The organism is Ktedonosporobacter rubrisoli (genome assembly GCF_004208415.1).
Lineage (GTDB): Bacteria > Chloroflexota > Ktedonobacteria > Ktedonobacterales > Ktedonobacteraceae > Ktedonosporobacter > Ktedonosporobacter rubrisoli.
In genome coordinates this window covers 9,384,287-9,401,118 of record NZ_CP035758.1, presented here as the reverse complement: position 1 = coordinate 9,401,118, position 16,832 = coordinate 9,384,287, and the positions used below count along the sequence as shown (strand labels likewise).

The window sequence follows — 16,832 nt, the reverse complement described above, 5'->3', positions numbered from 1 at the left end:
AATTCGCCGCAGAGTGCTCTATCAGCAATAAGCCAGTACAAGAGACTAGTATACCAATTTAAAGCCCCTCTTTTTCAATTTAACGCGCTTGCCACTCAGGCAGGGCTATTTAATTTTCCTGTTTTGCCCCACCCACCCGAGAAGAAGGGAAAATGGGGCACGCCCCATGCCCCGGCAGAGGACAGGCTGTCCTCTGATACTTGTCCCCCGGACAGAGATACCTCTCTCCCAGAGAGGGTGCCCTCTCCACTGGAGAGGTATCTCCTGCTTCTCTAAAAACTAAATAGCCCTGCCACTCAGGCATCCGCGCTTGCCAATTTTTCAGGCTAAAATTATCAGTCCGCTACGCCAGAACCCCTTTATGCTATACTTGTATACATGAAAATTCGTATACGCTATTTTGCCTCATTTCGTGAGGCAGTGGGGCAAGCAGAGGAGACGCTCACAGTACCAGCAGGCATCCGCGTGGCCGAGGTGCGTGAGCTTGTACTCAAAAATCATCAAGGCTTACAGCCCATCATGCAGCGCTCTACCTACGCGGTCAATCGCAGTTATGTGCCCGCCGAGACAGAGCTCCACGAAAACGATGAGCTGGTATTCATTCCGCCAATGGGAGGAGGCAGGCCAATGGAGGAAGCAGCAGCATGCAACCAATAGTTCAGCTCAGCAATGAGCCCCTCGACCGCGACGCGCTCGTCGCCGCTGTCAGCGATCCTGCAGTAGGTGGTATTGTGGTTTTTGAGGGCGTCGTCCGCAACCATGCCCGGGGAAAACAAATCAGCTACCTCGAATATGATGTCTATAAAGAGATGGCCGAAGAGCAGATACACACAATCATTGCCGAAGCTCAACGCCGCTGGAGCATCGAGCATATCGCCGTCGCCCATCGCTTTGGGCGCCTGGAAATAGGTGAGGCCAGCGTCATCATCGCAGTAGGCAGCGCTCACCGTGCAGAAGCCTTCGAAGCCTGTCGCTATATTATCGACACACTCAAGACAACTGTACCAATCTGGAAAAAGGAAGTGGCAACCAGCGGAGAAGAATGGGTAGAGGGCTAACCTTCATCAAGAAGTGAAGCGCCTGGGAAAGCAAGCCTCGATCCTAGAGTTTTGCCCTTCTCGCCGCTTCCCTGGCGATACGGGTTACGCCAGCCAACATTTTTATGGTATAGTTGTAATTGAATGTCAGCATAGTTCTACAGCTATGCACCTTTATGCATACAACGGCCTGGGATTAAGGTCCAGGGTTCTTTCTCGGAGGTCGTTGATGAACTTATTCGAACAGCAGACGCGGCTGAGCCAACTCTTCGCACAAAGTCCAGTTAATGCTGCATACCTCGCCGGTTCATTGTCCACCCGAACCTCATTTGGTTATCTTACTGACGTTGATATCGCAATTCTGTTGATGGACCAGATCAAATCAGATCAATTTCTCGATTATCAGCTTTACTTCTTCAGTGAATTAGCAAAGCGCCTGGAATCTGACTCGATCGACGTGATGATCCTGAATCAGGCCTCACTCTTGCTAAAATTGCAAGTCATCAAATTCGGTCAGATCCTCTATAGTCGTGATGAAAAACAGCGCGTGTCCTTCGAGACGAAAGCGGTCATGGATTACCTTGACTTCAAAAAATTTGACGATATCCAGAACCAGGCCCTGAGCCGCCGCCTGCATGGACAATTGCTGCCCATCGATAAAGATCTGGTAGAACATCATCTCAAGCAATTGCGTGAAGCCATACATATTCTTCGCGACCTGGGCAACGTCAAGCGCGAAGAGTTCTGTAGCAATTACCGCATCTATGGCCTGGGCGAACGTTACTTGCAGTTAGCCATAGAAGCATGTTTATTAATCTGTGGAACGCTGGTCGCCTCATTTGGTCTCAAGCGCCCGGAGGAGTATCATGACTTATTGAGCATCGTCGCAAGCCAGCAACTTATCCCACGCTCGCTCGCCTATCGGCTGGAATTGCTGACGAATCTACGCGACGCACTTGTCCATGATCCCAGCTCGCTCGATCACGACATGCTCTATGAGCATATCCAACAGCGCCTGCAGGACCTGGAAGAGTTCAGTGATTGCATCGAGAAAAGGCAGCAAAGACAGTAAACGTGACAGCCCGGCAGAAAGAGTCATGCCGAACTTTCCAGCCAACCGACTCGCCGGCTTAAACTGATGGGAGATAAGCAGTCCCGGAGCCCAGTGCGGGTAAGGGAGGATTACCCGCTAAGGACAAACGGGAATCATGGCTTCCTCAGACAGGTGAGCATAACAGAAACCTGCCAGAGTTTGAGCAATCCAGAAATTTACCCCTGCGATATACGGTCCAGGACATACCGTCATCTCGCAGGGGAAAGGCTTGCCCCTGCCAACACAATTCGGAATGTTTCATAGCAGCGAGACTTAATCCTCGCCGCCCTCATCCATGGAGCGCAACGCCTCGACCTGCCTCATCACCGCAGCAGCATCCTCAGGGCGATTCATCTCCGTATAGATCTGTGCCAGGGTCTCGTAGGCAATCAACATAGAAGGGTCCATAGCAATAGCCTGCTGGCCAACTTCTATAGCCTCTTCATAGCGCTTCGCCTTCCGTAGAGTATCGGCAAGGTCGTTATAGTAATCGGCATTGAGCGGATCGCTAACGATGGCGCTATGATAGTTCTCAACAGCCTCATCAAGGCGCCCAAGCCCATCATAGGCCGTAGCTAGCTGATAGTAGCCATCGGGATCATCCTCGGAGCGCTCCAACAACTCCTGGGCAGTCTTAATGGCATCATCATAGCGTCCCAAAGCATTATAGGTATCGGCAAGTCCTGCATAAGCCGCAGCCACATCCTCACCTTGCAGAAGATCACTCTGGCCGCTCTCTATCAGACCCTGGAAGACCGCCAGGGCCTCATCGTAGCGCTCAGCATCGTAATAAGCCTCGGCCAGACTAAAGCGGGCAGTAATGCGCTGCGGCTCCAGATCAACTGAGCGAGCATACGCGTTGACAGACTCTTCAAGATTGCCCTGTAGTGAGCGCCAGGTGCCCAGATGCTCCCAGGCCTCGGCGTCATCAGGGTCCATAGCCACAATGCGCGCATACGTCTCGGCAGCCTGATCGCGATCATCCATCTGCTCATAGACCGCAGCTAGCATGTCATAACCAGCTCGTCCATCAGGATCAAGTGAGAGCATCTGATTCGCTGTAGATAGGGCCTCATCATAACGACGCATGTCAAGGTAGAGGCTGGCAAGCTCCGCATAACGCGACGGATCAGCAGGATCAGCATCTATACGTCGCTCCTGCTCCATGAGGCGACGTAATTGATCATTGACACGCTCACGAGTATCTCGCAGGCTATCGGCAGCCGCAATATTCTCAGGATTAAGAATAAGCGCCTGGCGATAAGCCTGGATCGCATCCTGAAAAAGATTCTGAATGCGATAGGCCTCACCAACACTCAGACAGATCTCGTCATTATCGGGAGCTAACTCCATAGCTAATTGGAATGTCTCTAGCGCCTCCCTATGCAGACCCAACTCGCTATAGACATTACCCAGATTAATATAGGCATCGATTAGCTGAGGATCAAGATCGATAGCCCGACGATAGCCAGCGACAGCCGCGCCATAATCCTGGAGACACTGCTGAGCCAGAGCCAGATTATAGCGCGCCCGCCCGTCAGCAGGGCTTAGCGCAACAGCTTGCTCAAAAGCTTCTTCTGCCTCCTCATAGTTCCCGGCCTGAGCCGCGGCATTCCCCCTATCGGTCCATGCTTGCTCGTCTTTAGGACGAGCAAGCTCCTCACGGCGTATAAAGGGAATAGGCACAGCATTCTTGCCATCATTTGTGTTTCTATCTTGTATGTCATCCATACGTCGCTCTGTTTCTCCTCTATTCAATCCCGCTTGTCTTACCTCAAGTATGTACTATGAGTGTCCCTGCGTAGTATAGCACGCCTTGCCATCCACTTCATAGTATGCTAGCAGAGGTGCAAGCGCGGCCTCTGAGCAGTACAGGCTTTTGAGGCAGGGACATTCGAGAGACCCAGAACCCTACTATTTGGTGACCCGCAAGGTCAGACGAAGATCATAGCGGCTACCAGGATAGAAAGCTTCGGTGTACTCGATGGGAGCGCCGGTCTCATCGAAGGTAGTACACAATAGACGTATGCCGCTCTCGCCAGCGGTAATGCGTAAGAGCTCTGCCTCACGCTCGGAGGCTACATCCCCCTTAAATGAGTGCTCGGCAATGTATGGGTGAAGTCCTTCGCTGGCCATGAGATGATAGAGCGATCCATCTGCTGTTTCCCTGGCACGCTGATATACGCTAACGGCACGCGGGTAGGGCAAATAGTTGACCTCATAAGCAATAGGAGCTCCATCGGCAGTACGCACACGCTCAAGTCGGACGACCTGTTCTTCGTCTGTCAGGCGCAACTGTTCGCGAACAGCCTGTGTGCCTCGCACCAGTTCGCTGACAATAAGCACGCCACCAGGCTGCAACCCACGCTTGCGCAGCTCTTCAGTGAAGCTGTTGAGCTCGCTTACAATGTGCTGCTGCACTCTTGGCTCACATACAAATGTTCCTCTACCATGCTGACGATAGAGAAGCCCTTCGTGGACCAGTTCGGTCAAAGCCTGCCGGACCGTGGCACGGCTCACATGGTACTGTGCAACCAGTTCTGGTTCCGAAGGAATAGCTGTATGAGGTGCCAGATGACCGGCGTTGATCTGTTGCTTAAGCACCTCTTTTAGCTGATAATACAAAGGTAATGGATTTGAACGTTCTAAAGTTGGCATTACGGTTCCCCTTATGTCCAGACAACACAAGAAAAGACGTGTATAATATGGGAAGAATATATCACAAAATGAGGAAAGCGTCGAGTAGGGAACCAGGCGAATTGTGACCTGGTTCTAAAAAGTCACCAGATCACAACCGCAAAAACAAGCAATTTTACTATGCAGTCGCCAGAACTTTTTCGATCTCAGCCTCCAGGCGAGCAGGATGTGGTCCAACCATGCGATGAACCTCTTTTCCGTCCTTAAAGACGATAATCGTAGGAATAGCCTGAATTCCATAGTCTCCAGGCGTGCGTAGATTCTGGTCGACATCCATCTTTGCGAAGCCCATCTTACCCTGGAACTTATCGCTCAACTTCTCATATACGGGAGCAATAGCCCGGCAAGGGCCACACCAGGTAGCCCAGAAATCTACAATTACCGGCTCCGCAGAATCAAGGACTTTTGTCTTAAAATCCTTATCACTCACATGGAATAAGTTGGCATGATTATCCATACTATCTCACTCACTTTCCAAGTCAAATGTTCTATCTGGCACTTCTTCACAAGGCTTTCGCCTGTATATCTTTACTACAGGAGAGAACAAAGCCAGGGAAGTTTCTATTCCGGCTTTGTTCTCCTCTTGCGCGATCGCGACGTGGGAAAGCCCGCTCAAAAAACGTATGCTAGCTTAGTCGCGGCGATTTCCTCCCTGCAGGATCGTCAACAACTGCAGGATATACAGGAACAGGTTTAAGACAGTAATAAAGATGGAAACCGTCAAACCGATAGCATTGGGTAAGGTGTCCGCCAGGTATTTAGCCCTTTGCACATAATACAATACATAGCCTGCAAAAATGGCAATACCCACGACCGAAATGATCAAGGCCAGCAAGGTAGTGTGGAAAAAGATGCCCACAAGGCTTGCTATCAGCAAGAGAATTACCCCGATAAAGAGGTAATCGCCAAGGCGTGTAAAATCACGCTTGGTCGTCCAGGCATAGAAAGCCAGCGCCAGTGAGGTGACAGCCGTCATCAAAAACGCTTCACCCAATATATTGCTATTCCAGTTCAGATAGAGGCTTAACAACGGTGAAAGTGACAAACCCTCCAGGAAAGTGAAGAGATACAAGAGCACCAGGTTAAGACCTGACTTCTGGATCAGGAATTGAAGAGCGATCAGTACAACGAACCCAGCGATAGCGACGATCCAGTATGCTCCATAGCTCAAGCCTATGGATATACCGACAAAGGCGCCAATACTGGCAAAGATGAAGGAGAAAGCCAGCAAGCCCATGACTTTACTAATCAGGCCGCTTGCCTGCACGCCTTCGAATCCATAAGGCAAGGTCTGGTATTGATAGCGAGAGCGAAACGCACCGCCGCCAAAGGGACCGTTATTTCTCGAATTATAATACATAGTGCACCTCACGGCTACAGAGATCTCATATCCAACGATCCTCTTTAGCCATCAAGAGGACCTCCTCACTATGCTATACGCAAAGCAACAGTTATGGTTGCATCTTTGCCAGTTCAGGAACAGTGAAAATCTTCGCCATAGGGTGGTTGCCCAATATCTACCAAACATCTACCAGGTGTGTGCTAGCCATAATGTACTAGCCGGAGTGATCTCGCTTCTGAGGCCGTTCCTCAAGCGCTTCAGTAGTATGGTTTTCAGTTACAGGGGCCACATCTGGAATCTCAGCAATATTAGTAATCTCACAGGGTGGATGATTATTATCGGCATGCCAGTAAAATGCGCTTCCTACAGGCCTATACATTCGGCCACCGCAGCGAGGGCAGCGGGGAGCAGGGAGATCCTGACCCATTGTCATGTCTATTCTCCCTTCAGAATAGGCAATACTCATCGCGATTACATGACACTCCATACGCCACAAATTTCACAGATTGCTACCCCAACCTCACCAAAGGTTCTACTCCGGGTATTCCAGCAATCATAGACAATTGCTAAAGAACCACAGCTCCAGCAGCGCGCGCGGCCACCGCTCTTACTCTCGTTCGCCAATTGATGTAATAAAGCACTGCGTGCCTCATCGGCCCCTGTATAGCCAGGATTATAGGCAAGGTGCAAGAGATTGCCAAGAGGCAAGCCGATTTCATGCGATGGTGGCTGTAGCGGTGCCGATGTTACCGACGCCGGAGCCATGGGTTGAGCCGGAGGCTGAGGAGGACGGCGGAAAATTTCTCCCCGGGCAGTTCGTCTCCCACCTTCAATGGGGGTAGGCGCGTACTCCTGGCGCTCGGCCCTCTCTATGCGCTCATTGCGCTCTATACGCTCACCATTTCCTGTTGGTGCCGGAGGTACTACTTGATTAAGCGGATACGTACTGCTTTCCATACGATTTACAGCAGGCGCTCCGGTGCCACCAGGGGCTTCCGCCTCTGGCACAATAGGAGTTTGTTCCGCCGCTAATGCTTCCGCCGCATTTTCTGTCTGATCAACGGATTGATGATTGTTATTCTCCGGCTGATCAGGTGGATTTGCTCGTCTGCGTCTGGTTATTGGCATAGGGGTCTGCTCCATATAAGAAGTAGTGTGCATACAGATTGAACGTAGCACGAGTATTATATCACAACTTGTAGAAATAAAAAAAATGCCAGGTACTCTATGGGGCAAGCTTACCCCTTTGGCTAAAGATGATACGCTCGCCCCATCGCATTGCCTCTCAGCGAGACAATGGCAAATTCACCAGATAAATCTATCGCCATTACGCTTGCGCCGCTAAGCGTAATGATCTGCGTTGATCTGTATGAAGTTCTTCCATTCCTCCGGAACAGCCGATTCCTCAAAAATGGCGGTCACAGGACACGCGGGCTCGCAAGCGCCACAGTCGATACACTCATCAGGATTGATATAGAGCTGCTCCGCCTCATCAAAACCATCTTCACCCTGGGCTGGATGAATGCAATCAACCGGACAGACATCTACGCAGGATGCGTCCTTTACGCCAATACAAGGCTGAGTTATTACGTAGGTCATTGTTCAGGTATCCTCCTCTTGGCACGCCATGCAAGCACCGAGATACATAGCGGCTAAGTTCTGTTTTCGGTCAGACTCAGTATAGAGGGTTGTAAAAGCGATGTCAATTGCTCCATTTCTGCGCGGGATTTGGCTCTACGGAGGACTAATCTCCGACCATAGCAGCGAAGGGAAAATCGCGGCTCTATACCTCACGCCCGAGCAAAAACTTCCCTTCATCTCCCCTTGAAACTGGAGAATACCTGGGGCTTCATCAGCTCCTAGCAGGCCGCTTGACAACTCTCTTTACAGCTCTGTATAGTTTATATTAATCACACGTATTATAGCACAGCCGATAAAGGGTAACGCTCTGCTTACAGCTGAGACGCTTCACTAAAATTAAAGCATTTCTCTATATCTATCCTGATCCATACTACTATTTATTATTTGGATCTCAAGCCACCCTTCAGGAGAGCAGTTTGAGCCTCTGGCCGAGGGAGCTGTACAGCTCAATAGCGCGCTTTTTCATCCTGTGATTTTTAACTTTATCTATCGCTTATTTTCAGCTTCTCTTACTGGCTGATTCTCTAGCGCTGCGTTAGTGATTCTTTAACTATATCTGAAAGAGAGGATATATGCTGCTTACTGCACCAGCGGCAGCTCATTACCGGCGAGACCTTGGTAATGGGCTGCTCTTGCGCTGGTCCACCACCTCTGATAGCGAGAATATCGCGCACCTGGCCGGGCTTGTCTTCAGACATAAAGAAGATGAGCCACCCGATGCCCGTACGATGCAAGACGTACGTCAACTGATGAGCGATCGCCATCCTTTTATGAGCTCTGGCGATTTCGCTCTTGTAGAAGATATACATAAAGAAGGCAATCCCCTGGTAGCTTGCGCATGTTTATGGCGGCACCGTTGGGAATACGAGGGGATTCCGTTTGCTATAGGGCGCCCCGAAATAGTGGCGAGCGATCCTGCTTATCGTCATCGCGGCCTCATTCGCGCGTTATTTGAGCTGCTCCATGCCCGCAGCGCAGCCGAGGGACATCTGCTCCAGGGCATTACTGGCATTCCCTATTACTATAGGCAGTTTGGCTACGAATATGCGCTAGAGTTTGAAGGAAAGCGTATAATTCCGCTACAATGCATTCCCCCAGCTCAGGGAGACGAATGCGAGGCCTACCAACTTCGCCCGGCCACGGTAGAGGATGTTCCCTCGCTGCTCACATTCTACCATCAAAGGCGCACCGAGAACGCGGTATATACGCTGCTGCCCGCCTCTTACTGGCAATACATTATCGAACAACCTCCTGAGCAGCGCCAAGCAGGCATACATATGATTATTGACAGGGATGGCGCTGCTCAAGGCTATATATTGGCAAGCGCAGTGATCAGATCTCAGGAGCTTACAGTCTTTTCAATGGAAGTCGCTGCCGGCACAAATCTGCTCGCGCTTCTGCCTCCCGTCCTGCGAGCCTTGCAGGCTCACGGCTCACAATTGCCAGTGCGGGCTCCGGAGCATGGCCCATACAAACAGATTGAGCTACGACTGCAAGCAAAGCACCCGCTTTACAAGGCCCTCGATAAAAATCTTACGCCCATCTCACAGGCTCCCTATGCCTGGTATATACGTATCCCCAATCTCACTGGCTTTATACAACATATAGCTCCGGCTCTAGAGCAGCGTCTGGCCAGATCGGTTGTCGCCGGCTATACTGGCGAGCTCAGGCTTGATTTCTATCGCGGCGGTCTAAGCCTGGATTTCCAACAAGGGCGCCTGGCTGCAGTCGAGCCCTGGAAAGCGCCTATCTATTCTCCTAATCCAGGTGCAAGAATCCCAGCGCTGACGTTTCTCAAATTGCTCCTTGGCTATCGAAGCCTGGATGAGCTGTGTCACGCGTTTCCTGATGTCATAGTAGGCGGAGAAGCGGCGATTGTCCTCAATGCCCTCTTCCCACGTCGTCCATCACAGGTTGAGGACCTGCCCATAGGCTAATCATCCTTGATAAATGGGGCATGCTATCTTCTGAGGTGACATGCCCCGGGCCACAAATTCTCCACAGTTCCCGGCCAACGTCAGCCGCCAATCAGCTTACAGGAGAAGAAAATGGGAGCAGGCGTCAAGGACCAGGCCGGACCTGACAAAACCTGCTCTCAAGGCTTTATTGCGCTCAAAAAATTGTATGGCGAAAGTTTTCAGCTTAGTTCGCTTTCACATAAAAACGGGAGAAGGCCACTTCCGCCCCTTCATCCTCGACATATAGCCCTACCTGGCCGCGCGTAAAAGGCGTAGCCGATTTATCGGTTGCCTGGCCTACCTGTTTGCCATTGACATAAAAGATGAAGTTATTGCCCTGCACATTTACCACAAGATTATTGCTTTTGCCGGGTGGCGCTAAAGAGGAAATAGTGCCGGTGGCCAGGGTATCTGATTGGCCGTCGAAGCGCACGAAAGCATATTGTCCGCCGTGAGTTGTGTCGATCTCGAAGATATAGTAACGGGACTGGTCGGCAGCAGCGCGCAAAAGAACCCCATAATAATCTGCATGGCCGATGGAGGTATGGATCTCCTCCATATCAACATGCAAGCTAAAATCACCAAAGTTATGGTCACCATAGAGGGCCTGAGCTACATTCCTTGCCGATTTATTCAAGATATGATACTTCTGCTGCTCATCATAATAAAATGTGGCACTCGACGGCCAATCATCTCGCTCTGACAGATAATCGGTTGCTGCCATCGTCGGAGTCACTGTATTAATAGCAGCCGAAATGGAATTTGAGTTGGCCGCCTTTGACGCGCCTTTCGACGTTACGCCAGTCAGGATCAGGCGCGCGGCAATACCGCCTCCGACAATTAAGGCCAGGAGCAGAACAGCCGTTGCGATCAGATACTTCATACTGCCCCGGGCCACAGGTTTGGCCCCTGGAGAAGAGGCAGCCGTCAGGGGAGGGCGCGAAGGACTACTGACAAAACCGGGATTGCCAGCCAGAATCGCGCTTCCTCTATTGGCAATAGCAATGGCATGCTCAGAGGCCGCAACGGCGCGCGCAAAGGCCTCACAAAAGGCTCCGGCCGTCTGAAAGCGTCGGGCTGGATCTTTAGCCAGAGCCGTCTGCACCACACTATCAAGCTCGGGAGAAATATCGGCCCTGATTAAAGTTAGCGAAGGCGGCGGCTCATGCACGTGCTGCAGCGCCAGAGCAATTGTCGTATCGGCCCGAAACGGAAGTCGCTTGGCCAGCAGAGAAAAGAGTGTAACGCCTAGCGAATATATATCTGAGCGCCCATCGAGGGTACGGCCCATAGCCTGCTCAGGAGAGATATAGTCAGGTGTGCCCATTAAGGCATTGTTACTGGCCACTTGAGCGGAAAGCTCACCGGTACGTGAGACGCGGGCAATCCCGAAATCTGAGAGCATGAGACGACCGGTACTATCCAGCAGCATGTTAGCAGGCTTGACATCGCAATGCACACATCCATGCCGATGAGCATAGTCTAAAGCCGAGGTGATCTGCTCAAGGTACCAGAGCGCCTCTTTTAACGAAAGGGCTCCATGCTGAGCCATATACTCAGATAGGGTTCCTCCAGGCATATAGGGCATAATGATATATGGCAAGCCATTTTGCTCGCCATAGGCATAGATTGGCAGTATATTTGGATGATCTAATTTACTGGCGGCCTCGGCTTCACGTAAGAAGCGCGTATAGAAGTCTTTCTGCATCTGTACGTCCATATTTGCCCGAGGCAAGAAGACTTTTACCGCAACTTCTTCACCTGTTTGAAGCTGCTGGGCAAGGAATACAGCGCTTGATCCTCCATAGCCTAGCAACTTTTCTAATTTGCAAGAGCCCAGCACGGCCCCGACGAGATGCCTCCCTCGGGCTGTAGTCATGCCGCAGCTCCTCTCTAGTTCTCCTTAATTATGGAGAACGCCTGCCCAATTGAAAGTAGAGCAATTCCTCAAGACGCATAGTGATAATCGCTTCAATTTTATTGAAGAATCGCAGCCAATGTCAACGTCAGCCCATATATTGGTCTCAGATACCCAAGCTGAGTGGATCAGATCAAAACTGAAGATCTATGTCTGCCCTGATCTGATCCAACAGTTATAAGAACCAGGCTAAAATTTCTCTCATAGCGTAATACGTTGCCTATGCCGTAGAGGTTGCATTACACGGTAAATTTACCATCCCGCATGATGACTTGCCCATCGACCTCAATAGTGCAACACGTTGGAATTACATCTACGTGTACCATTGCGCTCCAATCTGCACCAGTCGATGCAGGATAGGGATCGCCGAAAGCAACGTGCAAGCCGGGAAGCTTCTCATCTTGCAAGAGATTACCTACCAGGCGCTTAAGGCTCGTCAGGGTCCCAATGGCAAACTCGCCGGCTCGATTGCCATTAGGGGAGGAGAAGAGATAATCGTGCACCTCTTTGGCTAGAGCCTTGTTCTCGCAAGTTATTTCCGTAACATAGCCATCCTTCACTTTAAGCGTAAGGGGCTGTTCCAATACGCCATATTTCTCCGAGAAAAAGTCGCCAAGCTCATCGCAGACGAGCACGCCATCAAGCGTCGCCGGAGCAGTAAATACCTCTCCTTCGGGCAGATTTCCCCAGGCTCCAGCTTGCCCATAGCGCCCATTACAGGGAACCCAACGCCAATCCTTATGGAAAGTAGCTGTGACATCGCTTCCTTTTGCCGAGGTCACATGGATTTTTTGTGCATTACGGACAATCTCGTAGATCCGATTGGTAGTCCTAAATACCTCATCATAATCGGCACACATGCCATCGGTCATCAGCGCCTCGCTAATACCGATCATATGGCCATGGCGCACTTTGAGCTCAGTCGTGAGATAGGACAAGAAAGGAATGCGGAAAGCAATCTCTCCCGGCTGGCCTGTCGCAATATAGTAGGTAACCGTTGGACGAGCTTCATTGATATCGCGGCGCATCTCATCGGGGAAGGCAGCCAAAGGACGCTTTCCATAATGCTCAAGAAAACGTACTGAAACATCGGCGTGCTGTGCCAGGGCCGCAGATGCTACGCGGCGTGCGATACTCTCACGTTCAAAGTCAGTTAAGATAAAGACCCGATCCTTTTCTGTGACTCCCATACACTTTATAGCGTTCTCGGCACCAAGCTGCAGGCGTTCCTCAAATGATAATGACTCTGTATTCAGCCCCTGCTGACTGGCTGAATGATCCATTGTGCTGGACATTGTGTACTCCTAACTAGTCCAAAAACATAATTAACCCCATGTGCAAGTTTTGCCGCTGCGGCGGCTAGAGAATAAGAAAAGCTTCAGGCAGTTGCGCAAGCTCGCCTTGCAGCGCGCTTCATGCCCTCTCTGAGAGAGATATCCCTATTTCGAAAGTTGCACATTGCGTTACTTAAGTAAGCTACTTCACAGAGTGTTGCAGATTTTACGCGGGATAAAGACAGGCATGCCTCCGCTTGCGAAATAGCTCACCTCTACTTAAGTATACGTACAATAGAAACAATCATAAGCGCATATACGCTCTGGAAAAGACAAAAGTAACATGGTATGCCTATATACTATCTCATCGGCCATATAAAGAAAAGCAGCGCATCCTCTGTATTCTTCCTGCGCCTATCGCCTTTGCCATATATATAAATTATCTGGTTCTATTTCTACGGCTGCACTGCTAGAACCTGAGTATATGATATACTTACCCTAGAGGCTGCTTCTTGCCTCTCGTCCTCACCATCAGTCGATAGAGCAGCACAAGAGAAGGAGCGCACTTCATGGCTGATAACTTCGGCATTCCTCAGCTCATTGATTACCTCACACGGATGGGCTTAAAGCTTGCAAATGTAGATCAGGAGAAGAATTTCATTGAACTTCTCTTTCAAGGAAATGATGGGCAATGGCGTATGGTAGTGGGTATTCAGCAACAGGAAGATGCAAGAAGGCTCATGCTTGTAGCTCCCCAAATAGGAGCAATAAGCTCAAAGAAGCGCCTGGAATGCCTGGAAGCGCTTATGGCTGTCAACTACCGAATCGCCATTGGTAAATTTGGTCTTGATCTCGATGACGGTGAGATACGCCTGGAAGAGGCTATCCCTCTTGCCGATAATACTATCACTTTCGAGCAATTCCAGCTCGCTTTCGGCGCTATTGTGCAGACAGCAATGATCTATCATAGCTTGCTTCCACGGATTGTCTACAACAATATGTCTGTGGAGGAGGCCTTACAGGCATGCGAAGACGAGTTCTTCCAGCAATATAGCATAGAGCAACTAGAGCCAGAGTCTTCTGCTCCTGCTCCAGAAGCTGAAAATGCGCCCGAATTAGATGTAAATGATGTGCTGGCCGAGGTTACACGTATGCTTAAGAAGCATCAGGACTAAACAGATAAAGCGCAAAGGCCAGTAGCGCATAGCTTTAGTGGCTACTTATAAAGACTTTTTGCTGCCCGAGTAGTGTCCATTCTGGTGTGCCCGTGTCTGTATACCAGAGTCGCTATGCTTATCCTGCCCATTTGCCTCTTCGTCGACAGGCCGAACGTCGGAGGAAGGATCTAGAGGGACCCAGGAATTCATTACGCTGGCATCAGGCTTCTTACGAAGAAAATATTTTCTACCTATCTCGACTACTCCCCATACCAGGATCAGAGCAGCAATAACTAGCCCAATATAGGTTGCCATGGCTGGAGTCATGTAAATAATCCTTTTTCGTACGTCAAGTACAATATCTCAAAATGGATTACTGGAAATTATGCCCAATCATCGATAAACATCGATACGAGACACATAAGCATCCCCAAGGGTATTTATTTGGGAATGCACAAGGGAAATATCTCGCTCTCCCAATTGTAGCGTTTCTACCTGAAAGGCGTCAAGTGAGAATATGACGCGCGAAAAGGCGGGAATTTCGCGGGAAAGACGTCACCAGGCGCGGCTTATGACCTCTGATGAGCCTGGCCGCCCTGGCTCTCTACTAGCCAAATTGAATTACACAGGTACGGGCCGGGGCAATTTATGCATAATCTTTCCCTAATGAGGCCATTACGTCGAGGAGCAAATTGGCCCTGGCATGCTACCCTCGGCCCTCTCAGGCCTGGCGCCGCAGACATACCACAGCGCGGCATGCGCACTATGAGCCTGGTTTAGACGGTAATTGTGCCATCTGGATTAACATGTATCGCAACCTGTGGTAACGGCTTAGTCGCTGGTCCACGGAGCACCGCGCCTTTATTTGCAGGATCAAAGATTGCTCCATGCTTTGGGCAGATTATTTGCTGCTTCGCCGGGTCGTAGTGAACTATGACGTTTTCGTGCGTGCAGGCTTTCTCGTAGGCAGTAAACTTGCCCGGCAGATGGATCAGCATAGAGGGCTGCTGGTCAGCGGGATTAGTAAAATCAAGGGCAGTGTTAGGCTGCATATTTGTATGCCCGATGACATGACCCTGACCGGTTGTCATCTGCTGTTTGCCAGGATTAGCCGCCGCTGCCTGCATCTTTCCCTTGTCTGCCATGGTAGCTGCTCCAGTGTTAGCGGCAGCTCCCGGTACGTGTAAAACATTCTCGACCATCTGCACGAGATTTTTGTTGATGACTACAGCAGTGCCAGCCGCAAGCACGCCACCGCTCACGAGGAGGGCCATCGCCTGGCGTCTGTTAAGGCTGCTTTTCTGCTTTCGTGAAGTGGCCCGCGAGGATGCAGGGGCTAAGCGGGAGCGCTTTGGCTGGCTAGCGTCTGGCGCCAGCTCCTGGGGCTGCGAAGGAAAGAGCCACCAGTCGTCAGCTTGTTGGGCACTAGAAGCTTCAGCTGCCGCTAGTTTTGCCTTACCACTGGCCAGATCCGCAGGCACCTGCGGCGGTATTGTAGGCGTATCAAAAGATTTTATCGCTCTCAGATGGGCTGAAGTTGACGGCGGGACCGAAGGAAGCTGACCAGTCATAATAGGAGGAACAAACTGCCAAGCATCGGTGACCTGGGCCGCAGGCTGTATATTCGTCTTTGTCTTCGCGCCTTCAACTGATGGCAATTTTCCCGTGACAATCGGCGGTCGCAATTGCCAGGAACCTCTAGGAGAGCGTCTTATTATTCCGGTATCCCGAGGCCCATCTGCCGGCAAGCCGTCACTGGCTGGAGCTCCATTCTTCGCCACAGCCCTGGCCACCCCTGTGGCCCCTCTTGATACCTGGGCAAAGGCTTCTACCAATTCGCTCACCTGTTGAAAACGCCGGGCAGGATCGCGCTCAAGGGCTTGATTAATCACCGAAGCCAGCCCCATAGGGATATCGGGGCAGAGAGAACGTATGGACGGCGAGCTGTACTTCAGGTGCATCTTAGCTACTTCCAGCGGATTTGAGCCGGTAAAGGGTGTCTGGCCAGTCAAGAGCTCAAATAAGATTATTCCCAGAGCATAGATATCCGAACGCGCATCGACTACCTGGCCCTCTACAACCTCGGGAGCCACGTACTCAGGCGCGGCAAGGAAAGTATTTGCAATACTAAATAAATGGGCATAGGGCTGATCGTTGGACTCGATCCCACGTATCTGTAAGAGATGCAATAGTTCAAAACCAGCCACTAACATCGTCTCTTGCTCGCCGAGCACAATATTAGAGGGTCGCAAAATACCGTGCATCACACCTTTGCTATGCGCATGCTCCAGGCCTGCCGCAATCTGCTCAAGAATCGCCAGCACATCTTCATGCCTGCAGCGTCCTTGCTTTTTTAGGCTATCGGCAAGGGAGCCGGATGTCATATAAGGAGTAATAAGATATGGATATCCGCTATGCTCATCGTACTCATGTACAGGCAAAATATGTGGATGCCTGAGTGCGACAAGAGCCGCAGCCCCCTGCCGAAAACGCTGAATGAAACGTGCCCGGGCCTCCTGCGAAAGCTGCTCAGGAATGAGGAAGAGCGTGAGCGCAACGCTGCTCTGGGAGGCCAGGTGCCGGACCAGGTATACGGCATTTACGCGTCCTTGCCCCAATAAACGCTCCACTGAGTAGTTTCCCAGCGTCTTTCCTACTAGCCGTTCAGCGAACATTGTCTGCATATAACCTTGCTCCAGACTAAAACTATTTACC

The 16,832-nt window shown here is 50.8% G+C and carries 16 protein-coding genes; 5 read left to right on the top strand and 11 right to left on the bottom strand.

The window, feature by feature from the left end; genetic code table 11:
• Positions 1-378 precede the first annotated feature (378 nt).
• From EPA93_RS40460 to hepT, 3 genes are all read left to right on the top strand, one after another.
• Complete coding sequence (locus EPA93_RS40460; RefSeq protein WP_129892979.1) at positions 379-657, top strand: MoaD/ThiS family protein; 279 nt, start codon at positions 379-381, stop codon at positions 655-657.
• A complete protein-coding gene (locus EPA93_RS40455; RefSeq protein WP_129892978.1) occupies positions 645-1,058 on the top strand; it encodes a molybdenum cofactor biosynthesis protein MoaE in 414 nt (137 codons plus the stop codon). The genes EPA93_RS40460 and EPA93_RS40455 overlap by 13 nt, the downstream gene beginning before the upstream one ends.
• 208 nt (positions 1,059-1,266) lie before the next feature.
• A complete protein-coding gene (hepT, locus tag EPA93_RS40450; RefSeq protein WP_165423722.1) occupies positions 1,267-2,109 on the top strand; it encodes a type VII toxin-antitoxin system HepT family RNase toxin in 843 nt (280 codons plus the stop codon).
• 294 nt (positions 2,110-2,403) lie between these two features.
• Here hepT and EPA93_RS40445 read toward each other — a convergent pair whose 3' ends face one another.
• The 7 genes from EPA93_RS40445 to EPA93_RS40415 all read right to left on the bottom strand — a co-directional run bounded on the left by EPA93_RS40445 (position 2,404) and on the right by EPA93_RS40415 (position 7,768).
• On the bottom strand, positions 2,404-3,861 hold the full coding sequence (locus tag EPA93_RS40445; protein ID WP_129892976.1) for a tetratricopeptide repeat protein: 1,458 nt from the start codon (positions 3,859-3,861) through the stop codon (positions 2,404-2,406).
• Positions 3,862-4,044: 183 nt separating this feature from the next.
• Positions 4,045-4,788, bottom strand: coding sequence for a GntR family transcriptional regulator (locus EPA93_RS40440; RefSeq protein WP_129892975.1), 744 nt, complete (start codon positions 4,786-4,788; stop codon positions 4,045-4,047).
• Between the two features lie 157 nt (positions 4,789-4,945).
• Positions 4,946-5,284 (bottom strand): thioredoxin, encoded by a 339-nt coding sequence (gene trxA / locus EPA93_RS40435; RefSeq protein ID WP_129892974.1) that lies wholly within the window; start codon positions 5,282-5,284, stop codon positions 4,946-4,948.
• A 174-nt stretch (positions 5,285-5,458) separates the two neighbouring features.
• Entirely contained in the window at positions 5,459-6,187 is a 729-nt protein-coding gene (locus tag EPA93_RS40430) for a Bax inhibitor-1/YccA family protein (protein ID WP_129892973.1), read from the bottom strand.
• A 196-nt stretch (positions 6,188-6,383) separates the two neighbouring features.
• A complete protein-coding gene (locus tag EPA93_RS40425; protein WP_129892972.1) occupies positions 6,384-6,602 on the bottom strand; it encodes a hypothetical protein in 219 nt (72 codons plus the stop codon).
• A 38-nt stretch (positions 6,603-6,640) separates the two neighbouring features.
• Positions 6,641-7,297: a hypothetical protein gene (locus tag EPA93_RS40420; RefSeq protein WP_129892971.1), complete on the bottom strand. Its 657-nt coding sequence runs from the start codon at positions 7,295-7,297 to the stop codon at positions 6,641-6,643.
• A gap of 213 nt (positions 7,298-7,510) precedes the next feature.
• Positions 7,511-7,768, bottom strand: a complete 258-nt coding sequence (locus EPA93_RS40415; protein WP_129892970.1) for a 4Fe-4S dicluster domain-containing protein — start codon at positions 7,766-7,768, stop codon at positions 7,511-7,513.
• A gap of 614 nt (positions 7,769-8,382) precedes the next feature.
• On the opposite strand from EPA93_RS40415, the gene EPA93_RS40410 reads away from it, so the two are divergent.
• Positions 8,383-9,747 (top strand): GNAT family N-acetyltransferase, encoded by a 1,365-nt coding sequence (locus EPA93_RS40410; protein WP_129892969.1) that lies wholly within the window; start codon positions 8,383-8,385, stop codon positions 9,745-9,747.
• 205 nt (positions 9,748-9,952) lie between these two features.
• Here EPA93_RS40410 and EPA93_RS40405 read toward each other — a convergent pair whose 3' ends face one another.
• Entirely contained in the window at positions 9,953-11,647 is a 1,695-nt protein-coding gene (locus EPA93_RS40405; protein WP_129892968.1) for a protein kinase domain-containing protein, read from the bottom strand.
• A gap of 278 nt (positions 11,648-11,925) precedes the next feature.
• Positions 11,926-12,981: an aminopeptidase gene (locus EPA93_RS40400; RefSeq protein WP_129892967.1), complete on the bottom strand. Its 1,056-nt coding sequence runs from the start codon at positions 12,979-12,981 to the stop codon at positions 11,926-11,928.
• A gap of 548 nt (positions 12,982-13,529) precedes the next feature.
• Here EPA93_RS40400 and EPA93_RS40395 point away from each other — a divergent pair.
• Positions 13,530-14,135, top strand: a complete 606-nt coding sequence (locus EPA93_RS40395; RefSeq protein WP_129892966.1) for a YbjN domain-containing protein — start codon at positions 13,530-13,532, stop codon at positions 14,133-14,135.
• Between the two features lie 45 nt (positions 14,136-14,180).
• On the opposite strand, the gene EPA93_RS40390 is transcribed toward EPA93_RS40395, so the two are convergent.
• Complete coding sequence (locus EPA93_RS40390; RefSeq protein ID WP_129892965.1) at positions 14,181-14,444, bottom strand: hypothetical protein; 264 nt, start codon at positions 14,442-14,444, stop codon at positions 14,181-14,183.
• Positions 14,445-14,893: 449 nt separating this feature from the next.
• Complete coding sequence (locus tag EPA93_RS40385) at positions 14,894-16,801, bottom strand: protein kinase domain-containing protein (RefSeq protein WP_129892964.1); 1,908 nt, start codon at positions 16,799-16,801, stop codon at positions 14,894-14,896.
• Positions 16,802-16,832 lie beyond the last annotated feature (31 nt).